This is a genomic window from Janthinobacterium sp. SUN120 (genome assembly GCF_030397735.1).
GTDB classification, from domain to species: Bacteria; Pseudomonadota; Gammaproteobacteria; order Burkholderiales; family Burkholderiaceae_D; genus Janthinobacterium; species Janthinobacterium kumbetense.
Genome location: NZ_JAPUBW010000001.1, coordinates 1,951,997 through 1,975,148 on the forward strand (window position 1 = coordinate 1,951,997; position 23,152 = coordinate 1,975,148).

At 59.8% G+C, this 23,152-nt stretch carries 19 protein-coding genes; 14 read left to right on the forward strand and 5 right to left on the reverse strand.

The window, feature by feature from the left end; all coding sequences use genetic code 11:
- Positions 1 to 2 precede the first annotated feature (2 nt).
- The 9 genes from O0879_RS08600 (at position 3) to O0879_RS08640 (ending at position 8,592) form a co-directional block, all read left to right on the forward strand.
- Entirely contained in the window at positions 3 to 1,028 is a 1,026-nt protein-coding gene (locus tag O0879_RS08600; RefSeq protein WP_099664642.1) for a PoNe immunity protein domain-containing protein, read from the forward strand.
- A 63-nt stretch (positions 1,029 to 1,091) separates the two neighbouring features.
- Positions 1,092 to 1,250, forward strand: a complete 159-nt coding sequence (locus O0879_RS08605; RefSeq protein WP_289906684.1) for a hypothetical protein — start codon at positions 1,092 to 1,094, stop codon at positions 1,248 to 1,250.
- Between the two features lie 136 nt (positions 1,251 to 1,386).
- Positions 1,387 to 2,412 carry a PoNe immunity protein domain-containing protein gene (locus O0879_RS08610; protein ID WP_289915948.1) on the forward strand — a complete coding sequence of 342 codons (1,026 nt, stop codon included), beginning with the start codon at positions 1,387 to 1,389 and terminating at the stop codon, positions 2,410 to 2,412.
- Positions 2,413 to 2,439: 27 nt separating this feature from the next.
- Positions 2,440 to 3,546 (forward strand): PoNe immunity protein domain-containing protein, encoded by a 1,107-nt coding sequence (locus O0879_RS08615; protein ID WP_289915950.1) that lies wholly within the window; start codon positions 2,440 to 2,442, stop codon positions 3,544 to 3,546.
- Between the two features lie 233 nt (positions 3,547 to 3,779).
- Positions 3,780 to 4,856 (forward strand): type VI immunity family protein, encoded by a 1,077-nt coding sequence (locus O0879_RS08620; RefSeq protein ID WP_289915951.1) that lies wholly within the window; start codon positions 3,780 to 3,782, stop codon positions 4,854 to 4,856.
- Positions 4,853 to 5,734, forward strand: a complete 882-nt coding sequence (locus O0879_RS08625) for a PoNe immunity protein domain-containing protein (protein ID WP_289915953.1) — start codon at positions 4,853 to 4,855, stop codon at positions 5,732 to 5,734. The genes O0879_RS08620 and O0879_RS08625 overlap by 4 nt, the downstream gene beginning before the upstream one ends.
- Before the next feature lies 1 nt (position 5,735).
- Positions 5,736 to 6,653, forward strand: a complete 918-nt coding sequence (locus O0879_RS08630; RefSeq protein ID WP_289915954.1) for a PoNe immunity protein domain-containing protein — start codon at positions 5,736 to 5,738, stop codon at positions 6,651 to 6,653.
- 2 nt (positions 6,654 to 6,655) lie between these two features.
- Entirely contained in the window at positions 6,656 to 7,492 is an 837-nt protein-coding gene (locus O0879_RS08635) for a PoNe immunity protein domain-containing protein (protein ID WP_289915956.1), read from the forward strand.
- A complete protein-coding gene (locus O0879_RS08640; RefSeq protein WP_289915958.1) occupies positions 7,489 to 8,592 on the forward strand; it encodes a hypothetical protein in 1,104 nt (367 codons plus the stop codon). The genes O0879_RS08635 and O0879_RS08640 overlap by 4 nt, the downstream gene beginning before the upstream one ends.
- Positions 8,593 to 8,610: 18 nt before the next feature.
- Here O0879_RS08640 and O0879_RS08645 read toward each other — a convergent pair whose 3' ends face one another.
- From O0879_RS08645 to O0879_RS08665, 5 genes are read right to left on the reverse strand one after another with little or no spacing between them, the layout of a single operon-like run.
- The gene (locus O0879_RS08645; RefSeq protein ID WP_289915960.1) at positions 8,611 to 10,254 is read right to left on the reverse strand and encodes a DUF2235 domain-containing protein; all 1,644 of its coding nucleotides are present in this window, start codon (positions 10,252 to 10,254) and stop codon (positions 8,611 to 8,613) included.
- A gap of 3 nt (positions 10,255 to 10,257) precedes the next feature.
- Positions 10,258 to 10,920, reverse strand: a complete 663-nt coding sequence (locus O0879_RS08650; RefSeq protein ID WP_251351970.1) for a hypothetical protein — start codon at positions 10,918 to 10,920, stop codon at positions 10,258 to 10,260.
- Between the two features lie 13 nt (positions 10,921 to 10,933).
- Entirely contained in the window at positions 10,934 to 11,854 is a 921-nt protein-coding gene (locus O0879_RS08655) for a DUF4123 domain-containing protein (RefSeq protein ID WP_289915961.1), read from the reverse strand.
- A 2-nt stretch (positions 11,855 to 11,856) separates the two neighbouring features.
- Positions 11,857 to 14,742 carry a type VI secretion system Vgr family protein gene (locus O0879_RS08660; protein WP_289915962.1) on the reverse strand — a complete coding sequence of 962 codons (2,886 nt, stop codon included), beginning with the start codon at positions 14,740 to 14,742 and terminating at the stop codon, positions 11,857 to 11,859.
- A complete protein-coding gene (locus O0879_RS08665) occupies positions 14,739 to 15,542 on the reverse strand; it encodes a hypothetical protein (protein ID WP_289915963.1) in 804 nt (267 codons plus the stop codon). Before O0879_RS08665 ends, O0879_RS08660 begins: the two co-directional genes overlap by 4 nt.
- Positions 15,543 to 15,762: 220 nt before the next feature.
- Between O0879_RS08665 and O0879_RS08670 the strand changes: the two genes are divergently transcribed.
- Genes O0879_RS08670 through tagF form a run of 5 tightly spaced genes read left to right on the forward strand, consistent with a single transcriptional unit; the run spans position 15,763 to position 23,152 of the window.
- The gene (locus O0879_RS08670; RefSeq protein WP_289915964.1) at positions 15,763 to 16,605 is read left to right on the forward strand and encodes a M15 family metallopeptidase; all 843 of its coding nucleotides are present in this window, start codon (positions 15,763 to 15,765) and stop codon (positions 16,603 to 16,605) included.
- 11 nt (positions 16,606 to 16,616) lie between these two features.
- Positions 16,617 to 16,886, forward strand: coding sequence for a PAAR domain-containing protein (locus O0879_RS08675; RefSeq protein WP_077402302.1), 270 nt, complete (start codon positions 16,617 to 16,619; stop codon positions 16,884 to 16,886).
- Positions 16,887 to 16,917: 31 nt separating this feature from the next.
- A complete protein-coding gene (locus tag O0879_RS08680) occupies positions 16,918 to 18,354 on the forward strand; it encodes a hypothetical protein (protein WP_289915966.1) in 1,437 nt (478 codons plus the stop codon).
- A 53-nt stretch (positions 18,355 to 18,407) separates the two neighbouring features.
- Positions 18,408 to 22,172 carry a type VI secretion system membrane subunit TssM gene (gene tssM, locus O0879_RS08685; RefSeq protein WP_289916173.1) on the forward strand — a complete coding sequence of 1,255 codons (3,765 nt, stop codon included), beginning with the start codon at positions 18,408 to 18,410 and terminating at the stop codon, positions 22,170 to 22,172.
- Positions 22,169 to 23,152, forward strand: a complete 984-nt coding sequence (tagF, locus tag O0879_RS08690; protein ID WP_289915968.1) for a type VI secretion system-associated protein TagF — start codon at positions 22,169 to 22,171, stop codon at positions 23,150 to 23,152. Before tssM ends, tagF begins: the two co-directional genes overlap by 4 nt.

Sequence of the window (23,152 nt, forward strand, 5' to 3'; positions counted from 1 at the left end):
CAATGAAGAACCCAGAATTCCATGAACGCCGTCGCCAACAATTCCTTTATGAGGAGCTTTACACTAAAACTCGAGAAAATCAACTTTCACTAATTAAAGGTCAACTTGCCAACAAAAAAGTGGCCGAATCAACACAAAGTCAAACTGTCATTTACCAGTTTTTGTATTTGGAAGCGCTATGGATCTGGATACTCGACTATACGGCAGGTGAGCCGATCGATGCACTGGCGCCGCGCATTGCAGGCATCGTGGATAAATTTGAAGAATGGAATGAAGTCGATCAACTTTATCAACAGGAAGCGGCGCTTGACTTTCCAGAATACGGGCCATACGAATACGAGGGAGCGCCACAGTTTTCCATCCTTTCCGATTATGAAGACACGCTTCAACTACTCAGCATCGCCATCCTGCTACGCGATCAGCGTTCGGTGCGACGCATCATCCACGTACTGCGTAGCCACCGTGGCCACGATGGGCTGTTCGAGCAATTAATTGGCGCATATGTCGAGGACAGTCAAGACCTCGACACCTGCATTATCAGCAAACCCTACGACACCCTGTTGCAAGTATTCTATGAGGAAGATGAGAAAGCTAGCTTAGTCCTGCTGCAAAAATACCTGAAACAGTGGTACCCAGCTATGAGAAATCATCCGCGCTGGTACGATGAGCATCTCAACATCAACGAGGAAGGCTATGCCGCCTATTACGGCTACTGGGCATTCGAAGCAGGGGCGACCGTCTTTATACTCGACCTGGACGACAGCCAGATCGACCATCTGGTCTACCCCAAAGACCTGGTCGATTATGCACGACAGTTATGGGAAGTTGGCCGCTTTACCAGTCAGGAAACAGAACCACTGATGCGCAAGGGACGCGTCGAGGGCGGCCAGCCCTGCCCTCAAACTGGCTTCTGGGAAACCCCAGCAAAATTGCACAGCCGCAGCCACTTCGCGCAAGGCCAAATAATGCCTGTTTTTGACGATGCGGCATACGGTGAAACCATCTGGTATTGGAGTGAAGAACAATAGCCAAATTCCATCTCGCACAGCCAGCGATTAGCCCAGCGCCGAGCTGCGTCAGCGCATAAGCCTTTGGAATTGCACGCCTACGCCGGCGAGGCCTGCCCGCAGACCGGACAGTGGCAAGCGCTGGACATTCCGCCGCAAACCCGGCGATTTGAACAAGGCGAGATCATGCGCAATCTGGATTGCGCCTATGGCTTGACGGTGTGGCGCTTCCTGAACGCATAAAAAACAGCGACGGTACTGATGTTCGAAACCATCGAGCTGATGCTCGACTGAAAAAGGCAATCATGCATTGCGGTTTCAGCATGCGCGTACCTTCTTTGACACGAATACAATTTACCCAAGAAAAAAGCAAGTAGCCATGGAAGATTTACCCTTTCATCACCGACGTAGACAGCAATTTCTCCATGAAGAACTTTACAATAAAACACGAGAAAATCAATTCCTCCTCATTAAAGTAGGACATGATAATGAAAATGTAGCCAGTACAACGCAAAGTGAAAATTCGATTTATCAGTTCTTGCATCTCGAACTATTTTGGCTCTGGATGTTGGACTACACCGCAGGCGTCCCCATCCATGAACTTGCCTCGCGCCTTGCCGTTATTATCGACGCATTTGAAAAATGGAATGATGTATATCAATCATTTCAACAGGATGCTGCACTTGAATTTCCAGAATTTGGACCTTACGAATATGTCGGCGCCCCGCAATTTTCCAATCTTTTTGAATACGAAAATACCCTTCAATTAATTAGCATTGCCATTTTACTGCGCGACCAGAAATCGGTTATGCGCATCATTAATGTGCTACGCAGTCACCGAGGTCAAGATGGCCTATTCGAACAATTAATTGGTGGATATATCGAAGAAGAAATAAATATAGACAGTTGCGTTCTTGGAAAACCCTATGACACGCTGCTGCAGGTATTTTATGAAGAAGACGAAAGTGCGACGCTCAATCTTGTGAAAAAGTATTTGAAATTATGGTACCCAGCCATGAAGGATCATCCACGCTGGTATGACGAACACTTGCATATCAACGAGGAAGGTTATTCCGGTTATTATGGTTACTGGGCATTCGAAGCAGGCGCAACAGTCTATCTACTCGATCTCGATGACAGCGGTATCAATCACCTGGTCTATCCAAAAGACCTTGTAGACTACGGGCGAAAATTACGCGAAGAAAACCGTTACACCAGCTTGTATACGAAACAGCAGCACAATGTCCGCCGTGTTGAAGGGGGAAATCCGTGTCCCCAAAGTGGTTTCTGGGAAACCTCAGCAAGGTTACACAGCCGCAGCCACTTCGCGCAAGGCCAGGTGATGCCTGTTTTTGACGATGCGGCATACGGCGAAACAATCTGGCATTGGAGTGAAGGACCATAGTCAATATTTCATCTCACACAGCCAAGTATGTTAGGCATTTACGTTGAACGCAATGTCCGACAACATCCTGAAGAAATCTGCACCAAACAAGAAAAATGGTACTTCACCATGAAAAATAACGTCTTTCACGAACGGCGTCGGCAACAATTTCTTTATGAAGAACTTTATAAAAAAACACGGATAAATCAACTTTCCTTGATCTGCGGAGGAAAAGAAAACAAAAAGGATGCATATTCGATAGGCGAAAGCTCCTCCGTTCATCATTTCCTGTATCTGGAATTACTCTGGATATGGATGCTTGACTACACGGCTGGCATAGCCCTCGATCAACTGGCGCCTCAAATCGCCGATATCGTGGACAAATTTGAAGAGTGGAACGAAGTGGATCAAAAGTATCAACAGGAGTGTGCACTGAAGCTGCCTGAATATGGTCCATATAAATATTCGGGGGCGCCCCATTTCTCGACACTTTCCGACTATGAAGACACACTGCAACTGCTGAGCATTGCCATCTTGCTACGCGATCAGCGTTCGGTCCAACGCATCATCCACGTACTACGTAGCCATCGCGGTCAAGATGGCCTGTTCGAGCAATTGATCAGTGCTTATGTCGACAACGTCGTCGAGCGCGATACCTGCGTGCTTGGCGCTCCTTATGACACCTTGCTAGGTGTCTTTTATGAAGAAGGTGAGACTGCCACACTCAGCTTGCTCAAGCAATATTTACAACAGTGGTATCCGGCAATGAAGGATCATCCACGCTGGCATGATGAGCACCTTAGGATCAGCGAAGAGGGCTATGCCGGCTATTATGGCTATTGGGCATTTGAAGCCGGAGCGGCGGTCTTTATTCTCGATCTGGACGACAGCGCTATCGATCATCTGGTCTACCCTAAAGACTTGGTCAATTATGGCCGCAAGTTACGCGCGGAACACCGTTACACAAGCATGGATACTGACTTAATAAATAAGGCCGGTCGTGTTGAGGGTGGTCACCCCTGCCCCCAAACTGGCTTCTGGGAAGCCCCAACAAGGTTACACAGCCGTAGCCACTTCGCGCAAGGCCAAGTGATGCCTGTTTTTGACGATGCGGCATACGGTGAAACCATCTGGCATTGGAGTGAAGAACAATAGCCAAATTCCATCTCGCACAGTCAGCGGCTGGTCCAGTGCAGGGGCCTTTGGAATTGCGCGCTGAAGCCGGCTAGGTCTGCCCGCAGGCCGGCCAGTGGCAAGCGCTGGACGTTCCTCCGTCAACCCGGCGATTTGAACAGGGCGAGATCATGAGCAATCTGGATTCTGCCTATGGCTTGACGGTGTGGCGTTTTATGAAGGCGTAAAGAAACAATGCAGTGAGAGGAGAAAAGATGAGCACAACGGAACGTTTTTTTACTGCCGAAGATGTAGAGGGAATGGTTGCTGACCTCAAAGAATGGCCAAACATGTCCTGTGACGATGGTAATCAAGATCTGGGGGTGTCTCCTTTCATAACATTTTACTTCTTGTATGATACTAAACGCCATCTTGACATATCCAATCTCATGATTGATATCCATGAAGAATTTTATAAAATCACAGGAAATCCATATATTATCGCAACGCATCCGAGTTCTGAGAGACCGCACCCTTACGGATCGAAACGTTTACCTGATCTGCGTGAGTTTGCAAGAAAAACAAAAAAAGAAGACTATTTCATTTTCAATTTTACCGATCAGAAAAAACATAACTCGTCGCCTTCCACTGCTGGATATTTCTGGAAAATGCGGGATCATATGAACGATAATTCAGAACCGTCAAACAGGGATTACTCATTCATTCAATTCTACTATCGCTGGTCATGGTGGAAGGATAACAAGAATGCATGGCGGCGGTTTGTTCTGGAAACCATGGAAAAACTGAAACCTGATCAGGTTTATAGCGGCTTTTCGATGGCCAATCCGATTGCTTTCGGCACCCGCTCGGCAGTGACCGTGTGGGAACGCTCTCTGGCACCTCGATTTTTTGGTTTGGACATTGATTATCCTTTTTCCATGAGCGGCTCGCTGGCAGACGGCATTCGCCCGCCAACCTGGGGCTTCCTGCTGTCGGATATGTGGCGCGAAAAATTGGATCTCAGCCGCGACCAGATAAAACTCAGCCTGCAACATCCGCACATCCGGATCGACGAGCTCGGCGCAGGCCTATGGATCGAACTGGGCGAGGAACCGGCCCTCTACCCGGTGGAGGACGGCGTGCCGGAATTGCCGGCGCTGCTCAACAAACTGCTCAAGCCGATCCGCAACGACCACATGGCGCTGCTGGGCTTTGGCCAATGGGACGGCGACCCTAACGAACGCTTCAATGACGCCGACTCGCTACGCTGGATGCGGCGCTTCGACGCCGACAGCGACTGGCCCAGCGCCGAGTTGCGCCAGCGAGAAGCAAGAACGACGGACAAACAATGATGGCCGCCCCGTTCGATATGCGGCGCCGGCAGAAATTTCTCTACGAAGATCTTTATCATAAAACGCGGGAAAATCTGCTCGCATTAATTGAAGTCCGACTTGCAAATAAAAAAATAGTGGAATCAACGCTGGAAAACTCTGTGGTACATCAGTTTCTGTATTTGGAAGCGTTCTGGATCTGGATGCTGGATTACACAGCGGGTGAACCGATCGATGCACTGGCGCCGCGTATCGCCGGCATCGTGGATAAGTTTGAAGAGTGGAATGAGGTCGATCAATTCTGTCAACAGGAAGCGGCGCTTGAGTTTCCGGATTATGGGCCGTACGAATACAAGGGAGCACCAGACTTTTCCACGCTTGCAAATTATGAGAACACGCTACAACTACTCAGTATTGCACTATTACTGCGCGATCAACATTCTGTCTTACGCATCATCCATGTGTTACGCAGCCACCGTGGCCAGGACGGATTATTTGAGCAATTGATTGGCGCATATGTCGAGGATAAGCAAGATCTTGATTCGTGCATTCTCGAAAAGCCCTATGGTACTTTGCTTCAGGTTTTCTATGAAAATAATGAGAGAGAGATACTCAAACTGGTCCAGAAATACCTGAAACAGTGGTATCCAGCCATGAAAAATCATCCCCGCTGGTACGACGGGCATCTGAGAATCAGGGACGAGGGGTATGCTCCCTATTACGGTTACTGGGCATTTGAAGCGGGTGCGGCGGTTTTTTTACTTGACCTGGAGGACAGCCAGATCGACCATCTGGTCTACCCCAAGGACCTGGTCGATTATGCGCGCCAGCTGCGGAAAGAAGGCCGCCACAGCAGCGTGGAGATGAAACCATCGGCCAAACGAGAAGGCGGCGAATAAAATGAAAAATCCACCATTCGATGATCGCCGCCGCCAGCAATTCATTTACCAGGAACTGTATGAAAAAACCCTGGAAAATTCGCTTGCCCTGATACAAGTCCAACAGAAGAATAAGGAAGCGGCTGAATCCGCGGCAGATCTCAGTCTGGCTTACAATTTTCTGTATCTTGAAAATTTCTGGATTTGGCTACTCGATTACACTGCGGGCATGCCCATGGAGGACCTCGCACCACGCCTGTCTGGCATCGTGGACAAGTTTGCGGAGTGGAATGAAGTCGATCAAATTCATCAGAAGGAAATATTATCGAAACATCCTGAATATGGCCCATATAAATATCGGGCAGCACCAAATTTTGGCGACCTTGCCGATTATGAAGATACGCTGCAATTACTGAGTATCGCTATATTATTGCGTGACCAGCGTTCGGTCAGTCGCATCATACGCATACTTAGCAGCCACCGTGGACAGGATGGCTTGTTCGAGGAACTGATTAGCGCCTATGTGGAGGATGCGATCATGATCGACACTTGCTTACTGGGCAAACCGTACGATGTCTTGCTGCAGACAGTTTATGAATATGATGAAAAATCGGCACGAAATTTACTCAAGAAATATTTGAAACAATGGTACCCGGCGATGAAGGACCATCCACGCTGGTACAACGGCCATCTCAGAATCAGCGATGAAGGCTACGCGCCATATTATGGTTATTGGGCATTTGAAGCAGCTGCAATGGTTTTTGTTTTTGACCTCGATGACAGCGACATAGACCATTTGGTCTATCCAAAAGACCTCGTTGACTATGCGCGACAGTTATCGAAAGAAGCTCGCTATACCAGCATAGAGAGGAACGAGGCAAGCGATGGCGGGCATGTCGAAGGCAAACAGCCCTGCCGTGACACGGACTTTCGGGAGTAAGAATGCAGACTCTGGACGAACACATTTTTTTGGCCAGGCGCAGGGAACCGCTGCTGTCCTACGCAATTTACCTTGAAAGCAAAGACAGTCTGGACGAGTGCTTCGACATGGTGGAGGCAGGCTTGCAACAGCCTGCCGAAGTACTGCAAAATATCCCGCCAGAAAATTTCATGACGGCCACGCGCCAGCGGGCCTGGGATGGCATAGACCTGCTCAGCCTGGCTTACAGCGCCGGCCATACGATAGTCGATCTGCGCGCGCTGTATCCCACGATACTCGAATACTGGGAAGAGTTTGCCAACTATGACAGGGCTTTTGACGTGCAGGCCTGCGCTGCGGAACAGGGATTTCCCCACTTCGCCCTGCCCGGTGATGGCTACGAGCAGGTCAACCGCATGATCTGCCTTGGCATTCTCCTGGGTTGGGGCAATTTGCTGCCCCGCCTGGCACCAGTCATCGATTTCAACAACCACGAAAAAGATGGGCTGGTCGAACGCCTGCTGGCATTTTCCATCGATAACAGGGATACCGCCTGGCCGGAATGTACCCGCCACTTGCCCTACGTCAAGACGCTCAAGATATTCGCGGCAGAAGAAAACCAGCGCCCGGCGCTGATGAAGGATTACCTGAGGCAATGGTATGACGCCAGCCGCCGCGAACCCTACTATGACAGCCACGCGCGCGACACGTCCTTTTCAGGCTACTGGTCATGGGAAGCGGCGGCCATCACTTGCCTGCTCGATATCGACGACAGCAGCTACCGCGATGCCAAATTCTATCCCGCCGACCTGGTGGCATTCCACCGTCAGCCACCCAGTATGCGATCGGAGCCGGCATGAGCCACAAACCCGCCGTGATCGCAGCCTGCCTCCTCTGCGCCATGCCCGCGCAGGCGCACGCCGCAGACTCGCCCTTTCCGGGGATTTATTCCGTCATCGATCCCGTCACGGGCATGACGCAGGATGTGCTGAAAATCGAACCGTTCATCAACGGCGAATTCAACGTCTTTCCCCGCTTCGCAGGGGAACGGGCGTGGGCTGGCGTGCTCTCTGGAAAGGTGATGGGCGCCAGGGATCGCTATCTGGAGGAAGCACTATTTCCGCAGGACAGCAAGGTGCGCACCCTGGCCATCGCAGACATCGGCTACCTCTACCGCACGCCCGGCGACAGCTATTCGCGCGACGGCCGCTCGGATACCGGCTACCTGAGTCATATCTTTGTCATCGGCATCAAGTCCATGCAGCGCCGGCCGCTGCTGGCAGGCCATGCCGAACGCGGCGAGCGCGGCCAGCACGATTACCGGCCCCGGGCCGATGAAGCGAAGATAGCGGTCAGCACCCTGAACTACAGCGCCCGTCCCATCCAGGTCGGCGTCAGCGATGCCGGCAATCCGGCCAATGCCGTCGATACCGATCCCCTGAACCCTTACATGAGCAGCGCCGCCAATTGCTGTTTCTACCTGCCGGCCACGCCGCACAAACCGGTACAGCTGACCATCGAGTACCGCTGGTTGCCTGACGGCAAGCCGGAAACGCGCACGCTGCCGTTGCCTGCCGGCAATACCACCGAGGAGCTGCTGGTCGTCGTGCAAGCCGATGGCAAGTTGGCGCTGGAATTTCGCGCCCCGCACGAGTCGCAGTCGATGACGGCGGATGGCAGCGTCAAGGCCGGCAACGGCAGGCTGTATCCGGCCCTGCCCGCTGCCGAGCGCAAGGCCGTGCTGGCCACGGAACTGGCGCGTCAGCAACGTTCTCTCAAAGACATCAGCAAGAAGCTGGAAAAACTGCCCCCGACGACACCGTTGCAGCTCACGCAGCGGGTGGCGGAACTGGTCGAAGAGCGGCAGGCCGCCGTGACGTATCTGGTAGTGTTTTCCGCATGCAAGGCGGCCGTGCGCGAGTGCGACAAGCAAGCCAGGGCGGCGGCCCGCGCCAGATAGCGGTTAGGCCCGTTTCTGCTAGGCTATCGCCGTGTCGCCACCTGTCGATGCTTCTTTCGGCACCAGCATCGCCTCTTTTACGCCGCCCGATGCCGGTTTTGCCCCATCATATCGCCAATACAGATATTTCTTGCCTCGTTTTCCCATGAAATACTGCCGGTTTCGGGACCAGCGACTGGCTTCAACAAAGCCGATACTGGCGTCACTCATCTGATTCTTGAATCCCGCAACAGAATCATGCACATAGCGATCGAAGAATTTGTCAAATAAAGTCCGCTCGGCAACCGACAGCGACTTTCGGAGCTTGCCTTTCCAGGCATCGTAGATCGCGTCCTCCAGCGGTTCCGTGGCACTGCGAAAAAAGCCGGTTTTCTTTTCTGCAATGTTCTGAACGTCGCGTTCCCATTCGCTGTCCGTCGTGGTCATGTACTTGTCAGGCGTGGCATACATGACGGACTGCCCCTTTGCGATGATGGCTTCGCGTTCTTTGCGCGCCGCGCGCTGGCGTTCCGTGCGTCCCCAGCGCCAATGATAGTAATTGTTCATGTGGCTGATAACTTGTGTCTCGAGCCGCTTGTCCGCGCTCACGTGCTTCATGTAAGCGTCGAAGCATGCCTCCAATTCGCTGCTGATGTTAAACAGCGAGCCATAATCCTGAAGAACCTCTTCGGGTGACTTGAACGGCACCCCGGCGGCATATGCCGACAGATACATATTGCACAGCGGAATGCGCGCCAGTTCATTTGACCGCCCCTCCTGATTCATGTCGTCATAACCGCCGCCCACGTCGGAGTGTGCCCCGGGATAAAGGGTTTCCCGACAGTTCGAGTCAGTGGCCTGGTCGATTCGGATAGAGTCTGATGGAAATTTCTCGCGCACTTCATGCGCTGCGACATAATGCTCGCAAAAGCGCACATACGGTGGAATACGCAGATCGGAGGCCCATTCCGCATGGCCGCCCTCGTCTGCCAGATACATCACGCCGCCCCAGACAGGTCCCAGGTGATATTTGAGATTGGACTCAAGGCGGCTACCGCCAAACCCCACCGAGGCCACGGTATCAAAAATGCCGAGGAAGTAAATCACCAGACGCGGCTGAATAAATCCGCCACTTTTGATCCAGATCAATCCATCTCCCTGCTGATAACACTGTCCAGCCAACTGACGCACAAAGGCCCGCGCCTGGGCCGCCCCCCGACTGAAACCAAACACGGCAACATTGATTTGATTTACATGCGGCATGTGCTTGTCCACCCGCACCTTCAACTCCTTCAGCATCCAGCTGATGCGGGCCTGCCCTTTTGCAGCCGATGCCATGCCGAGCGCCCCATCGATTCCGTCACCGCTGTCTTGAATTTCCGGAAACGGCGTGCCGACCCCTGGCGTATATATCGCGTAGGTCTTGTTTTTTTCATCTTCGGCCGTATGCGCAAACTTTCCCAGTTTCGCAATATTGCTGTACTTTACATTCGACGAAGCCAGCGAACCATTTCCATCTTTTTTGAAATTATTTCCAGTTCCGTCAAAAAAACAGCTGATCCAGACGGGCTTTCGGCAATCCGACTCCTTCGCACATTTTTCCAATTCCTTGCGATAAATTCCTCGGGCAAGCCTTTCACTCTTCGTGACGTCGCTAAGCCGGCGTATCGTTGGTTTACTCATGGTCTATTCCCTATGCGGTGTGCGAGGTATGCCATAAAAAGGATTCTCGATTTCCTGCTTGCAGAACTGGCCTTGGGGAAGGCGCGTGGCATGCAGTTTCACTTGCTCGGCAGCAAGTGGCGCCTGCGTCTTGAAGGTTCCCAGATGTGCCTGGACTGTTCCATCGGCAAGAAAGTGCAAGAGCACGGTGGTTGGGCGATCGGGCCCTTTGGCGGGCAGGATGTCCACAGTGGCCTGACACCAGCGGCTTCCGGGAGAACTCTGCCTGGAAGTGCGTTCGTCATAGTCAACACTCGATTTTCCATTGTGATAGGCAGTATCGAACACCACGCTCCAGACCACCCGCACTCTCAGCGGTTTATCCACGGGAGTGTCCCAGATAAAACAGCAATTGCCGCTGCTGAAACGGACTTTTTCACCATTGTCCATTTCCGCCTCGCTGGCGTCGCGAAAAAAAATGGAACCGCCGCTGGGAGCTTCATCGATCTTGAATGGCAGTGAAATACCCTTGAAGGTGATGGAGTAAATATCGTACGGCGTGTAGTTATATGAGGTGGTAGTGAAGGTTTTCTCGCTTAATTCCTGTTGCAAGCGATTTTCCTTTTCCTTGGAATTGCAAGCGGCCAAAAAAACCAGGCACAATACGATAGAGGTCAGTTTTTTCATGTCGGGATCACATTCATATGCTGGAAGCGGAAATTTCTTCGAGTGCAGCCCATTGCTGGGGAGTCCAGGCCAATATCCGGTCGCTGAATGACTGCGCCGCTCCCGTCGCCTGCAAAGCGATGGCGGCGATTGGGGACAGATGAAAATCGGCGCCCAGCATGAGCGACAACATGCAGTAGCTTTTCAAGTCTGTGGGTGAACTGAGTCCATATGCCTGCGCCCTGCCCAGCTGTTGAAAGAAAAAGTCATAGCGCTGATCCGGAGGCAAACCGTCGAGCGCCTGCGGATCATCGCTCTCCATTTGCTTCATCAGCATGTACGGCGCTGTTCTATTCATCAGCTCGACATATTGATGTTGTGTCAAAAGCATTCGTTCACTTCCAAGGGGCGCGGGCGCCTCATCCTTCTCGCCAGGTACAATTTGTGGCTTCCCACGCACGTCGATGTACAACCAACCCGTGATTTCTGCGAGTGCAGCCTTGCGCTGCGCCGTTTCCAGTACGTCCAGCCAGTGCGGCAGGATAAGCGGATCGTAGTAGCGCATGATCCACTCCGTACCGTCATCGTGCTCCACCTCGGTCAGCCACGTCAGCCGTTCCAGCAATTGCGGCAGGGGCCGGTCAGAAACAATCAGCGACATGAAATGGGCGCTGCCGGCAGTGCAAAGCAATTGAGCGAGCAAGGGACATTGCTCGCGCTTGATATGCCGCAACAATATCGGGCCGGCGTACAGGGCGTCTGGCTCGGCCAATTCACCTAACAAGGAATACAACTCGACGCTGTGATCGCTTGGCAAGCGGATACGGGCCAAACCATCGAACTTGGCGCCATCAATCAAGCTGTACAGGGTCACGCCCTGGTCGACAGGATGGCTATCGAGCAGCGCAAGCAACTGCAAGCCGCAGGCGGGAGCCCCGCCATCGTCGTCGCGCATGCTTACTCCCCCTTCGCGGCAAAGGGCGAGCCGCTCCTGGCCGCATTTAACAGACATTCCTTGCAAATACTGCGAGGCATGACCGGCAGCGGGTAGCTTGCACGGGATGGCCCCGTAAAACTCTTCTTGCCGGCATGCACCGTGATCTTGCCCGGACATTGCACGGTGATGTTGCCGCCCTCGATCGTGATGTTCGCCCCGCCCGCCGTCGACAGGCGGATGCTTTTCGCCGCCGCCCAGTCGATGTGCGCGGCGGCGCTGACGATGTTGACTTCCTCGCGCGCCTGCACGTTGAGCACGTCGGCCTGCGCCTGCAGGTCGATGGCTTGCTTGGCGGCAATCAATTGCAGGCCGATATTGTTCTCGCCCGCCTTGACCACGCCGGCCAGGGCGCCGATGGCCTGCCCGCTGTGCACGCGCAACTGGCCGCCGCCGACGAACTGGGTGTCCAGGCCGCTCATTAGCGAGGTGGTTTCGCCATTTGCCAGCTGGATATCCTGGCCCGCCAGCACGCCCAGGCCGGCGCGGGCGGCGATGGCGATGATGGCGTCGCTGCTGTGCGGCAACTTATCATCGCCGGGGCTGGTCGGCTTGCCCGCCGCGTCGCGCCTGGCGGCGGCCGTATCGTCCTGGCTCAGCATGCCGGAGACGCTGGTCAAAAACGCCGGCAAGGGCGACGCCTTCTCGTCGAGCACGCTGGCATTCGCCTTGGCCGGCCCCAGGTGGCTGGCATACGCGACCGTCTTGTGCGTGACGGCGGCGGCGCTGAAGGTTGCACCCAGCTTGGCCGCCTGCTTGAGCAAGACCATGCCCGGCGCATTGTCGCCGGCCGGATCGCGCGCCTGCGCGTCGTGATTGACGAGGTAGCTGGAAATCAGGAGCCCGGCGCCGGCCCGCACGGCGCCGTAAGCGTCGGTGCGCAGCTCGGCGCCCGTGCCGCGCAGGCTGCCCCGGTAATTGTCGGCCGCATGGATCAGGTGGCCAAGATTGAGTTCGCTTGCCGCATGGCTGCTCTTGAGCTGGATGCGCCCCTGCTGGTCGGTATCGTCGAACAGCAACTGGTTGTAGCCGGCGGCGCCGAATTCCTTGCTGCGGATACCCCACTGCGCCGCGCCGTTGCGGTGGCCGGCGCTGCCGCCGGCCGCGCCATGCCAGACCGGGCTGTTGCCGCCGGCCACGTTGCCCTGCGCCGACGGCGCATGGTCGCGCGCCGGCTCGAAGACACTGGCATCCGCGGGCTTGTCCGTGATGCCGCCCGGCGAGGGCGCGACGCCGCCCTCGCCCTGCCCGTTGTACAGGGCGCCGACGATGATGGGGCGGTCGATATCGTTTTCCAGGAATTGCACCAGCACTTCCTGGCCGATGCGCGGCAGGAACTGGCTGCCCATGCCGCCGCCGGCCGAGCGCTGCGCCACGCGTACCCAGCAGGTGGCGCCGCCTTCCTGCTGCCAGTGGAAACGGATGCGCACCCGGCCCAGCTTGTCGCAATGGATCTCGCTGCCGCCGCTGGCGCTGGCGCTGCCGTCGGCGCCGACGACGATGGCGCTCTGGCTGCCGCGGGCCGTCGGTGCCGGATGGTGGCGCGCGTCGCCGCCCTCTGGTGCCGGGCGCCATGGCGTATCGGCCGCGATCGCCTCAATATGGTTGGCATAGCCACTCTCGACCGCCTGGGCGATCACTTGCTGGACATGCGCGATATCGCGCGGCGCCAGCGCCTGGCCAGCCAGGCCTTCCTGCAGCAATTCGGGTATGGGGCCGAACAGCTCAGCCAGGCCCTGCCTGGCGGGCGCCGGCAAGTTATTCACGCCCACGCTGTACACGCGCAGCACGACCAGCGCCGGCGCGTCGGCGCCGTCCTGCTGCAACGGTCCCTGCATCAGAGTAAAGCGCGTGCCGGCACGCAAGGTGCGCACCGTCGAACGCGCCTGCCAGCGTTCGCCACGCGCTTCGAGCGCCTGCATCCGCAGCAAGGCATAGCGTTCGGCCTGGGCAACATTGGCATAGAAATACTGGCCTGGCGTGTCATAGCTTTCCAACACAGGCGCGTTTTTCCCGCCCGGCGCCAAGCGCGTCGGCACGCTGGCGCTGACGGCCTTCTTGGCCTTGTAATCATAGCTGAGCACGGTCGCCACCGCCGTGCGCAAGGCGCGTGCCCGGCAGAGCGCCTGGATGGCGTCGGCCTGCTCCATGGCCCGCGCGCCATGAAAACGGATGCCGCCGCCTTGCGCGCTGCTGGCGTCTTCCGGCACCGCGCTCAAGGCGCTGCTGTCGGCGAACAGTACCAGGCAATGGCCACCCTCGTGTTCTTCGAAGCGCCAGGCCAGGCCTTCTTCGCCCAGCAGACGCGTGACGAAGGCCAGGTCCGACTCGCGGTACTGGCAGCAATAGCTGCGCGGCGGCACCTCGGCCATGAACGGCCCCGTGTCGCCGCTCCAGCGCCAGTCGGCTTGCGGCGCGTAGGCCTGGAACACGCTGTCGACGATTTCGATGACGCTCTTGTCTTGCCAGACGCGGCTGTTACGTACCTGGCTCAACAGCCATAGCCACGGCGTCAGGCGCAGCCGGAAACGGGCCAGTCCGCCGTCGCTGCCCAGCATCGCCGCTTCGCTGACATAGCCGCTGAAGACAGCACGGCTGCCGTCGGCCAGGCTGGCGTGCAGCGCGGCCCGCTTGCCCAGCAGGGGCGCCAGCGCCACATTCGCCTGCGTGGACAGCACGATGATGTCGCGCACGCCCACGGCCTGCAACTGCTCGTCGGCGACAAACGCTTCCACCAGCCACTGCGCCGTCCCGCCGTCGCCGCCGTCCAGCGACAGCTCATACAACCGCGTCACGCTGCTGAAACCCGCGAGGGAAGCGTTGACCTGAGCGGCGCTGGCGGCGCTCATTTTTCGCCTTTCACGGCAACTTGCCCGGCCTTGCATTGCGCGTTATCGGCATGGCCCTGGCAGGCGCGCGCGCGGCACGCGGCGGCGGCGTCGCGCTTGAGCGCCGCGCATTGCTGCAACTGGGTCCGCAGATTGGGAACGGTTTTCTTCGGCGCCGGCGCGGCCTGCGCGTGTGCCAGCAGGGCCGACAGCAGGGCGATATCGCTGTCTTCCGCGCGGCGGGCGGGCGTAGCCGCAGGCCCTTTCGCCGGCGGTTTTTTGGCTGCCGGACGGGGCGCCTTGGCCACCTGTTTCGTGACGGGTTTCGAGGCGGCGGCTGGGGGCGACGGCGTTTCCAGCGCCTTGCTCAGGACATCGCCCGGGTGCGCAGCACTCGCATTCCGGGCAACGCCTGTGGCGGCTGTAGCGGACGCGCCGGCATCGAGCATCTCGCTCAGGCTCTGCTGCGGTGCGGCGGCGCCGGGCGGCGCCTCGTCACGGATGCTGGCGACGGCCGACGGCGCTTCCACGGCGGCGGGCGCGGCGGTGGCGACGGGCGGGGAAGCCGGCGCCGCCGGCGCATCGTCGTCGCCAACCCGTTCGCCGCGCTGCCCCAGCCAGACGCCCGCTACCAATAACAGCAGCAGCACACCCACGCCTCCGCGCAGGGCCAGGCTGCCGCGCCTGGCCTTCGCAGACGCGCCGGCATTGCCACCCTCGAGCGTGCTCAGGATGCGGTTACGGTCGGCCTCCGCCTGCTGCGCCTGCGTCAACAGGCTGGGCCGGGCCGGGAGCCGGGGGCTATCGTCATGAGTTCGCAAAATGTGCGCTCCTGTAATATTTGCAAGACTTTACGCTATTCAACAAAATCATGACGCGTGCCATAAAATCAACAGTGCGCACCCTCCGCACAATTGAAAAAAGCCCCCCTTAATTATCAGTTTTGTAAGATATACTTCCAGGCAATATCCATCGCAGCCCTGTTTTTCCCGATGGACAGCACCGTTCCCCGCAGCCAAACATTTCTTGATTGAGGTTAGCGTGTTCCTACTCGCGGTAGCGCTGTATTTCATCCTGGCATGCCTGATCAGCTGGCTGATCCTATTCCCGGCCGGGCGCGATTTCGTGCTGCACGCCGTCGATGGCGCGGAGCAGCGCCTCGCCGCCTGCCTGCAGCGCGTGGCCAGGCGCCGGCAGACGGGCATGGCCAGCCTGGGACAGCGCAGCAGCGCGCTGTGGGCCCGCACCGCCGACTTGCTGCGCCGTCATTACCTGCTGTGTCTCGCGGGCGTGACTGCGCTCAGCCTGCCGACCCTGCTGGCCCTGATGGCCGACAGCAAATCCATGCTGGGCGCCTACGATGTATCGACGCGCGAAATGAATACGCAGGTCGCCAGCCTGCTGCAGGGCGAACAGCTGGTGCCGCCCGTCGACCTGCCGCCGCTCGTGTTTGCCACGGAAGAAGTGCGCCAGGAGCGCCCGCTGCTGGTATCGGCCAGCCGCAACTGGACCTTGCTGAATGTGGAATACGCCCAGCGCTTGCTGCTGGTCTTCAAGATCATGAAGGAAAAGCATGGCTACGAAATGGCGCTGCTGGAAGGTTACCGCAGTCCCGAGCGACAAGACATGTTGGCGGGCATGGGTCCCAACGTCAGCAACGCGGCCGCCTTTCAAAGCTGGCACCAGTACGGCCTGGCGGCCGACTGCGCCTTCCTGCGCAATGGCAAGCTGGTCATTTCCGAGAAGGATCCGTGGGCCATGCGCGGCTACCAGCTGTATGGCGAAGTGGCCGAATCGGTCGGCATGACCTGGGGTGGACGCTGGAAAATGATGGATTTCGGGCATACCGAACTGCGCCTGCCCGGCGTAATGAAAAAACACTGAGGGGAGCGCGTATGGCGGGTCCGGTAATCAGATTGGGCGACAAGACATCGCATGGCGGCACCGTGCTGGAAGCATCGGCGGTGAGCGACAGCGGCGGCATCGGCATGGCGCGGGTCGGCGACAAGGTCGCCTGTCCCCTGCCCGGCCATGGCGTCTGCCCCATCGTCAGCGGCGACTCCAGCTTCATCGTCGATGGCAAGCCCGTGGCGCGCCACGGCGACAAGACCAGCTGCGGGGCGCTGCTGATCGCCAGCCAGCAAGCCACCATCGACCAGGCATGACGGCCCTGCCCATACGCGGAGGAGCCCGCTGATGCGCCCCTGGTTGCGACGCGGGCTGCTGACCGTGTCCGTCTTTGCGCTGAGCTGGACGGGCGCCATCGCCTATTGGCGCGACAGCACGCGCATGCCGACGCCGGGCGAACTGGCCGGCGCCATGCTGGTGCTACCGCTGGTCCTGCTATTGATGCTGTGGCTGGGTAAGAAACTGCTGGCCAGGCTGCTGGCCGGGCCAGCCCTGGCGGCGCCGGGTCTGGCCGCGCCACTCCAGGCCGAGGCGGCGACACCTCCCGCGGCACCGTTGCCGCTGCATATCGTGGCGGCCACCCTGCGCATGCCGGGCGGCGCCACGCCGTCGGAATTGCTGGCCGCCATGCGCTCCCGCCAGGCCCGCCCCGCGCTCGACGGCCAGCTGCTCGATGAAGACGGTTATCCCCTGCTGTGCTGCAGGGTGGACGGCATCGATGAAGAAGAGCAGCAGCAAGTGCTGGCCGCCTGGCTGCACGAGCATCCGCAGGCCGGCCTGGCCAGCGAACCGTTTCCCTTCAATCCGGAAGACGTGCGCGCGCTGGCCCTGGGCGCCGAAGTGCTGGCCGAACTGGTGGACGAAGCCCTGCAGCATGCGCTGTCCGCCGGCGCACCGGCCTCGCCGGCCAGCGCGCCGCCCATGCTGCGGCTGCACCTGCTGATGCCGGCCTCGTGGAGCGCCGCCCAGCGCCAGGCTGGCGACGCCTGGCTGCGCCACCTGGCGCGCGAGCAGGGCTGGCCAGCGCAGACATTGCCGCCGCCCGCCGAAGCCGCCACCCGGCCACCGGCGCCGTTTGCCCTGTTGAACCAGCTTGCCGGCCATGCCGCGCCACCGCAGCCTCCCGGCCTGTCCATCGTGCTGGCCTGCGATTCGCACCTGGGCGAGCTGCGCGTGCATGTCCTGGCGAGCCAGGGCCAGCTGTTCAGCGCCACCCAGGCGAACGGACAGATTCCCGGCGAAGGCGCGGCCGGCCTGCTGCTGGCCATCCCTGGCGCGACGGCGCCACCGGACGAGCCCGCGCCTGTCCTGCTGCACCGCGCAGCCACGGGCGAACTGCCGCAAGGCGCCAGCCAGCGCGGCCCGGCCGACAAGAGCATGCTGGCGGAACTGGGCCGGCAGGCGCTGGCGGCAGCCGGCGACGATGCGGCGGCCGGCATCGCGCTGGTCAGCGCCGATACCGACCAGCGCGCCAACCGCGTGCTCGAACTGATGCAGTGCGCCGGCGCCATCTTGCCCCAGCTGGACCTGGGCGAGCAGGTGCTGGGCGTCGGCACCGCATGCGGCCAGTGCGGCGCCGTCACGACGCTGGCCGCACTGGCCATGGCGCGGCAGGCGGCGGCCGACGACGGTGCGCACGTTTTATGTCTCAGCAACCTCGATCCACTGCAGCGCGGCGCCCTCGTCATTGGCCCGCGCGCGGAAAACAGTCACGGCACCACCTGATACAGCGACGTCCCATTCACGCACCTTAACGGTTTGCACACTATAAAACTATGATGCAACGATTCTGGCACTCCCTGACTTCACGCACCAGCCTGCTCATCCTCGGCATCGCGGCCGCCATCCTGCTGCTGTTCGCCTGCGCCGCCATTTTCGACTGGCCGGCCATGCGGCTGCTGCCCTTGCTGGCCGCGGCGGCGCTGCTGGGCGCCATCGTGTGGTGGCTGCGCCGCCGCCGGCGCCGGCGCGAGGGCGCCAGCTTCAACAGCATGCTGGAGCAGCAGGCGGCCGGCGCCGCGCCCAAGGCAGGTCCGGTGCAGCGCGAGGAAACCGAAGCCATCCGCAAGCGCATGCTGGAAGCGATCAATACCATCAAGACATCGCGGCTGGGCCAGCTGTCTGGCGATGCCGCGCTGTATGAATTGCCGTGGTACATGATCATCGGCAACCCCGCCGCCGGCAAGAGCACGGCGATCGCCAATTCCGGCCTGCAGTTTCCTTTTGTCGACAGCAAGATCGTGCAAGGCATGGGCGGTACCCGCAACTGCGACTGGTTTTTCACCACCGACGGCATCCTGCTCGACACGGCCGGGCGCTACGCCATCAACGATGAAGACCGCGCCGAATGGTTCGGCTTTCTCGGCCTGCTGAAAAAGCATCGCAAGCGCGCGCCGATCAACGGCATCATCATCGCCGTCAGTATTGCCGAGCTGACCGGCAGCAAGCCCGAATTCGCCATCGAACTGGCCAAGAACCTGCGCCAGCGCGTGCAGGAACTGACGGAGAAGCTGGAAGTCCATGCGCCCGTGTACGTGGTATTCACCAAGGCCGACCTGATCACAGGCTTCAGCGAATTTTTCCAGGATGCCGAACGCGCCGAACGCGACAAGGTCTGGGGCGCCACCCTGCCCTACAGCGTCAACAGCTCGAAACAGGATGTGCTGGAGCAGTTCGACCAGCGCTTCGATGAGCTGTACGATGGCTTGAAGGACCTCAGCCTGGCCAATATGTCGCTGCTGGGACGCGAGCGCATGCCGCCCGGCGTGTTCACCTTCCCGCTGGAATTCAGTTCCGTGAAGGGACCGCTGCGCGCCTTCATCGCCACCCTGTTCGAGGAAAATCCCTTCCAGTTCAAGCCCGTCTTCCGCGGTTTCTATTTCACCAGCGCGCTGCAGGAAGGCGCCTCCGTCTCCGCCTCGTCGGAACGGGTGGCGCAGCGCTTCGACCTCAAGCCGCAGCAGCAGGAACACAAGACGGTCCAGGCCCAGGACCAGCACGGCTATTTCCTGCTGAACCTGTTTCGCAAGGTGATCTTCGCCGACAGGGAACTGGTGGCGCAATACGCCAGCCCGCGCAAGACACGCTTGCGCTATGCCACGTTTTTCACCGCCATCGCGCTGGCCGGCCTGGCGCTGGGCGGCTGGAGCTGGTCCTACCTGGCCAACCGCCAGCTGGCGGCCAACGTGCAGGCCGACCTGGAGCAAGCCATCAAGGTGCAGGACCAGCGCCTGGACCTGCAGTCGCGCTTCCAGGCCCTGGAAATCATGCAGGACCGCATCGAGCAGCTGGAAGCGTACCGCAGCAAGCGGCCGCTGGCGCTCAGCCTGGGCCTGTACCAGGGGGATTTGCTGGAGCGCAAACTGCGCGAGGAGTATTTTTCCGGCCTCAAGGAAGTCATGCTCGCGCCGGTGGCGCAATCGCTGGAGTCCTTCCTCGCGGAAGTGAACGCGGGCGCCGACCGGCTGCAGCCGCTGACGGCGGCGCCGGCCGGCACGGCGGCAGCTGCCACAGTCGGCACGGCAGCCGCTACGGCGGTCGGTACGACAGGCCAGCCCTTCAAGGATGCCGCGCCGACGAATGTGGAGGATGCCTACAATGCCCTGAAAACCTACTTGATGCTGGGCGACAAGTCGCGCGCCGAGGCCGGCCACCTGAACGACCAGCTGACCCGCTACTGGCGCGGCTGGCTCGACGCCAACCGGGGCAACATGCCGCGCGAACAGATGATCCGCAGCGCCGAGCGCCTGATCTCGTTCTATCTGACGCAGATCGACGACCCGTCCTGGCCGCAGATCGAGAACAAGCTGGCCCTGGCCGACCAGTCGCGCGACAGCCTGCGCCGCGTGGTGCGCGGCATGCCGGCGCGCGACCGCGTGTATGCGGACGTAAAGGCGCGCGCCGCCACGCGCTTCCCGTCGATGACGGTGGCGCGCATCGTTGGCGAGCAGGACAAGGAACTGGTACTGGGCAGCTATGCCATCCCCGGCACCTTCACGCGCGACGCGTGGGAAAAATACATCCAGCAGGCGTTCCAGGAAGCGGCCAACCGCGAATTGCAAAGCGCCGACTGGGTATTGAAAACGGCGTCGAAGGACGACCTGACCCTGGAAGGCAGCCCGGAACAGATCCAGAAGGCGCTGGTGGAACTGTACAAGACCGATTACGCGCGGGAGTGGCAGAAATTCATCCAGGGCGTCAGCATCCGCGAATTGAACGGTTTCGACAATGCGGCGCAGGCGATGAACCGCCTCGGCGATCCGCAAGCCTCGCCCCTCAACAAGTTGATCGAGACGGTGTACCAGGAAACCTCGTGGGACAACCCTTCCCTGCTGGGCCAGGGCTTGCAGCGCGCCCAGCGCGGGGCGATGGACTGGTTCCGCGAAACGGTGCTGCGCCAGAAGCCTGCCGCCGCGGCGGCGGGCCAGGCCGGCGGCGCCATGCCGATGGGGCCAGTCGGCCGCGAATTCTCCGGCGTGGCGCGCCTGGTGGTGGCGCGCGACAAGGAAGCCTCGCCCATGCGCGGCTACCTGGCGGCCCTGTCGAAGCTGCGCGTGCGCTTCAACCAGATCAAGAACCAGGGCGACACGGGCCCCGGCGCCAAGCAGCTGATGCAGCAGACGCTCGATGGCAGCGGCTCGGAGCTGGCCGACGCGCTGAAATACGTGGACGAGCAGATGCTGACCGGCATGAGCGACCCGCAAAAGCAGGCCATCCGCCCGCTGCTGGTGCGCCCGCTGATGCAGACCTTCGCCGTCATCGTCAAGCCCACCGAGACGGAGATCAACAAGGTATGGCTGGCGCAGGTGCTCGAACCGTTCAAGAAAACCCTGGCGCCGAAATATCCGTTCGCGCCCGACTCGCGCATCGAGGCGAGCAATGCCGACATCGGCCAGGTATTCGGCCCGGAAGGCGCCATCGCCAAGTTCTTCAACACCACCATCGGCCCGCTGGTCGTGCGGCGCGGCGACGCCATCAGCGCCAGGACCTGGGCCGCAATGGGCATCACCCTGGCGCCGCCGGTGGTGGCCAGCCTGCCCGGCTGGGTCGCCCCGCTCAGCGCCAACGGCGTGGCCACGGCGGCCGGCGCCGCCGAAGCGCAGACGCGCTTCGACCTGCAGGCTTTGAGCGCGCCCGGCGCCACCGAATATACGATCGAGATCGATGGCCAGGCGCTGCGCTGGCGCGGCCAGCCGCAGCCCTGGGTGCACATGGTCTGGCCCAACCCGCAGGGCGTGCCCGGTTCGCGCATCAGCGCCATCACGCCGGAAGGGCGCACCGTGGTACTGCTGAACGAACCGGGTCATTTCGGCCTGAAGAAGATGATCGACTCGGCCAGGCGCACGCGCAAGGAGGGCGGCGTATTCGAACTGAGCTGGGAGAACGGCGGCGTCACCGTGATGGCCAACCTGAAGATCGTGGCCGCGACCGCGCCGGCCGCCACCTCCGCCGGCAACCAGGGTTTCCGCGGCCTGAAGCTGCCGGAATCGGTCGTCATCGGGGCGCCGGAAACGGCCACCGCCATCGCCGGGAACACGCCATGAGCCGCCCTACCGTTACCCAGATCGGCTATTTCGGCAAGATCCCCAGCCGCGGCGACTTCATCAAGCACGGCGACAACCCGGCCCTGCTGAAGATGCTCGATGAGTGGCTGGCCAACGCCATGGAACTGATGACGGCCGATGCGCGCTGGAAGCTGACCTACGACGCGCTGCCGCCGCTGCATTTCGCCTTCATCGGCCCGCGCCGCGGCCGCGCCATCGCCGGGCATATCTCCGCCAGCAGCGATGCCTCGTCGCGCCGCTTTCCCTTCCTGATGATGGGCGCCATGGATGTAGCGCAGCCGGCCGGCTTCGTGCCGACCAGTCCGCTTGTGCTGTCGCGCCTGTGGAACCGCCTCGATGCCCTGAGCGCCGAGATGTGCGGCGCGGCGGCCGGCGCCGCGCTGCCGGCCGCCGCCGCAGGCGCCAGCATCGAACTGGACTTGCGCGGCAGCGCCTACGATGCCGCCTTCGACGATTTCCTCGGCTTGCAGACGGTGGGCGCGCTCGACGCCCTGCTGGCGCCCACGGGTTTTGGCGGTTCCGTGCGCCAGGTGCTGCTGGCCCTGGGCATGCTGCTGCAGCCCGTCATGGCCAGCAGCTCCAGCCGGCTGGAAAAAAGCCTGGAACTGCCGCTGCCGGCCGACCCGCTGTACCGCAACCTGGTGGCGGCCTTCTGGATGCACCTGATCGCCCCGTTCCTGGCGCGCGCCGATTTCGAACTGGCGCTGTTCATCACCCGCATCCGTGGCCGCCATGCGCTGGTGCTGGGCTTTTGCGGCGCCTCGGCGCAGACCCTGCACGCCATCATGGAACCGCAGGCGGCGCTGGAACACCACATCGGTTTCGACGACCTGGCCTGGGTCGAGGAACACGCCAACAGCGACTACGCCATCAAGAAAGCCTCGAGCTACCTCGCGCAGCCCAACCTGTCACTCAAATCGGCGCACGACACGTTTCGTGCCGCCTTCATCGGGACCTGA

What these genes read in the sequence shown, in the direction of transcription:
- O0879_RS08630 (WP_289915954.1), top strand. Translation starts at nt 5,736, where the DNA reads ATGAAAAATCCACCATTCGATGATCGCCGCCGCCAGCAATTCATTTAC.
- O0879_RS08650 (WP_251351970.1), bottom strand. Translation starts at nt 10,920, where the DNA reads ATGAAAAAACTGACCTCTATCGTATTGTGCCTGGTTTTTTTGGCCGCT.
- O0879_RS08610 (WP_289915948.1), top strand. Translation starts at nt 1,387, where the DNA reads ATGGAAGATTTACCCTTTCATCACCGACGTAGACAGCAATTTCTCCAT.
- O0879_RS08675 (WP_077402302.1), top strand. Translation starts at nt 16,617, where the DNA reads ATGGCGGGTCCGGTAATCAGATTGGGCGACAAGACATCGCATGGCGGC.
- O0879_RS08645 (WP_289915960.1), bottom strand. Translation starts at nt 10,254, where the DNA reads ATGAGTAAACCAACGATACGCCGGCTTAGCGACGTCACGAAGAGTGAA.
- O0879_RS08640 (WP_289915958.1), top strand. Translation starts at nt 7,489, where the DNA reads ATGAGCCACAAACCCGCCGTGATCGCAGCCTGCCTCCTCTGCGCCATG.
- O0879_RS08635 (WP_289915956.1), top strand. Translation starts at nt 6,656, where the DNA reads ATGCAGACTCTGGACGAACACATTTTTTTGGCCAGGCGCAGGGAACCG.
- tssM (WP_289916173.1), top strand. Translation starts at nt 18,408, where the DNA reads ATGCAACGATTCTGGCACTCCCTGACTTCACGCACCAGCCTGCTCATC.
- O0879_RS08600 (WP_099664642.1), top strand. Translation starts at nt 3, where the DNA reads ATGAAGAACCCAGAATTCCATGAACGCCGTCGCCAACAATTCCTTTAT.
- tagF (WP_289915968.1), top strand. Translation starts at nt 22,169, where the DNA reads ATGAGCCGCCCTACCGTTACCCAGATCGGCTATTTCGGCAAGATCCCC.
- O0879_RS08620 (WP_289915951.1), top strand. Translation starts at nt 3,780, where the DNA reads ATGAGCACAACGGAACGTTTTTTTACTGCCGAAGATGTAGAGGGAATG.
- O0879_RS08625 (WP_289915953.1), top strand. Translation starts at nt 4,853, where the DNA reads ATGATGGCCGCCCCGTTCGATATGCGGCGCCGGCAGAAATTTCTCTAC.
- O0879_RS08680 (WP_289915966.1), top strand. Translation starts at nt 16,918, where the DNA reads ATGCGCCCCTGGTTGCGACGCGGGCTGCTGACCGTGTCCGTCTTTGCG.
- O0879_RS08660 (WP_289915962.1), bottom strand. Translation starts at nt 14,742, where the DNA reads ATGAGCGCCGCCAGCGCCGCTCAGGTCAACGCTTCCCTCGCGGGTTTC.
- O0879_RS08655 (WP_289915961.1), bottom strand. Translation starts at nt 11,854, where the DNA reads ATGCGCGACGACGATGGCGGGGCTCCCGCCTGCGGCTTGCAGTTGCTT.
- O0879_RS08615 (WP_289915950.1), top strand. Translation starts at nt 2,440, where the DNA reads ATGTTAGGCATTTACGTTGAACGCAATGTCCGACAACATCCTGAAGAA.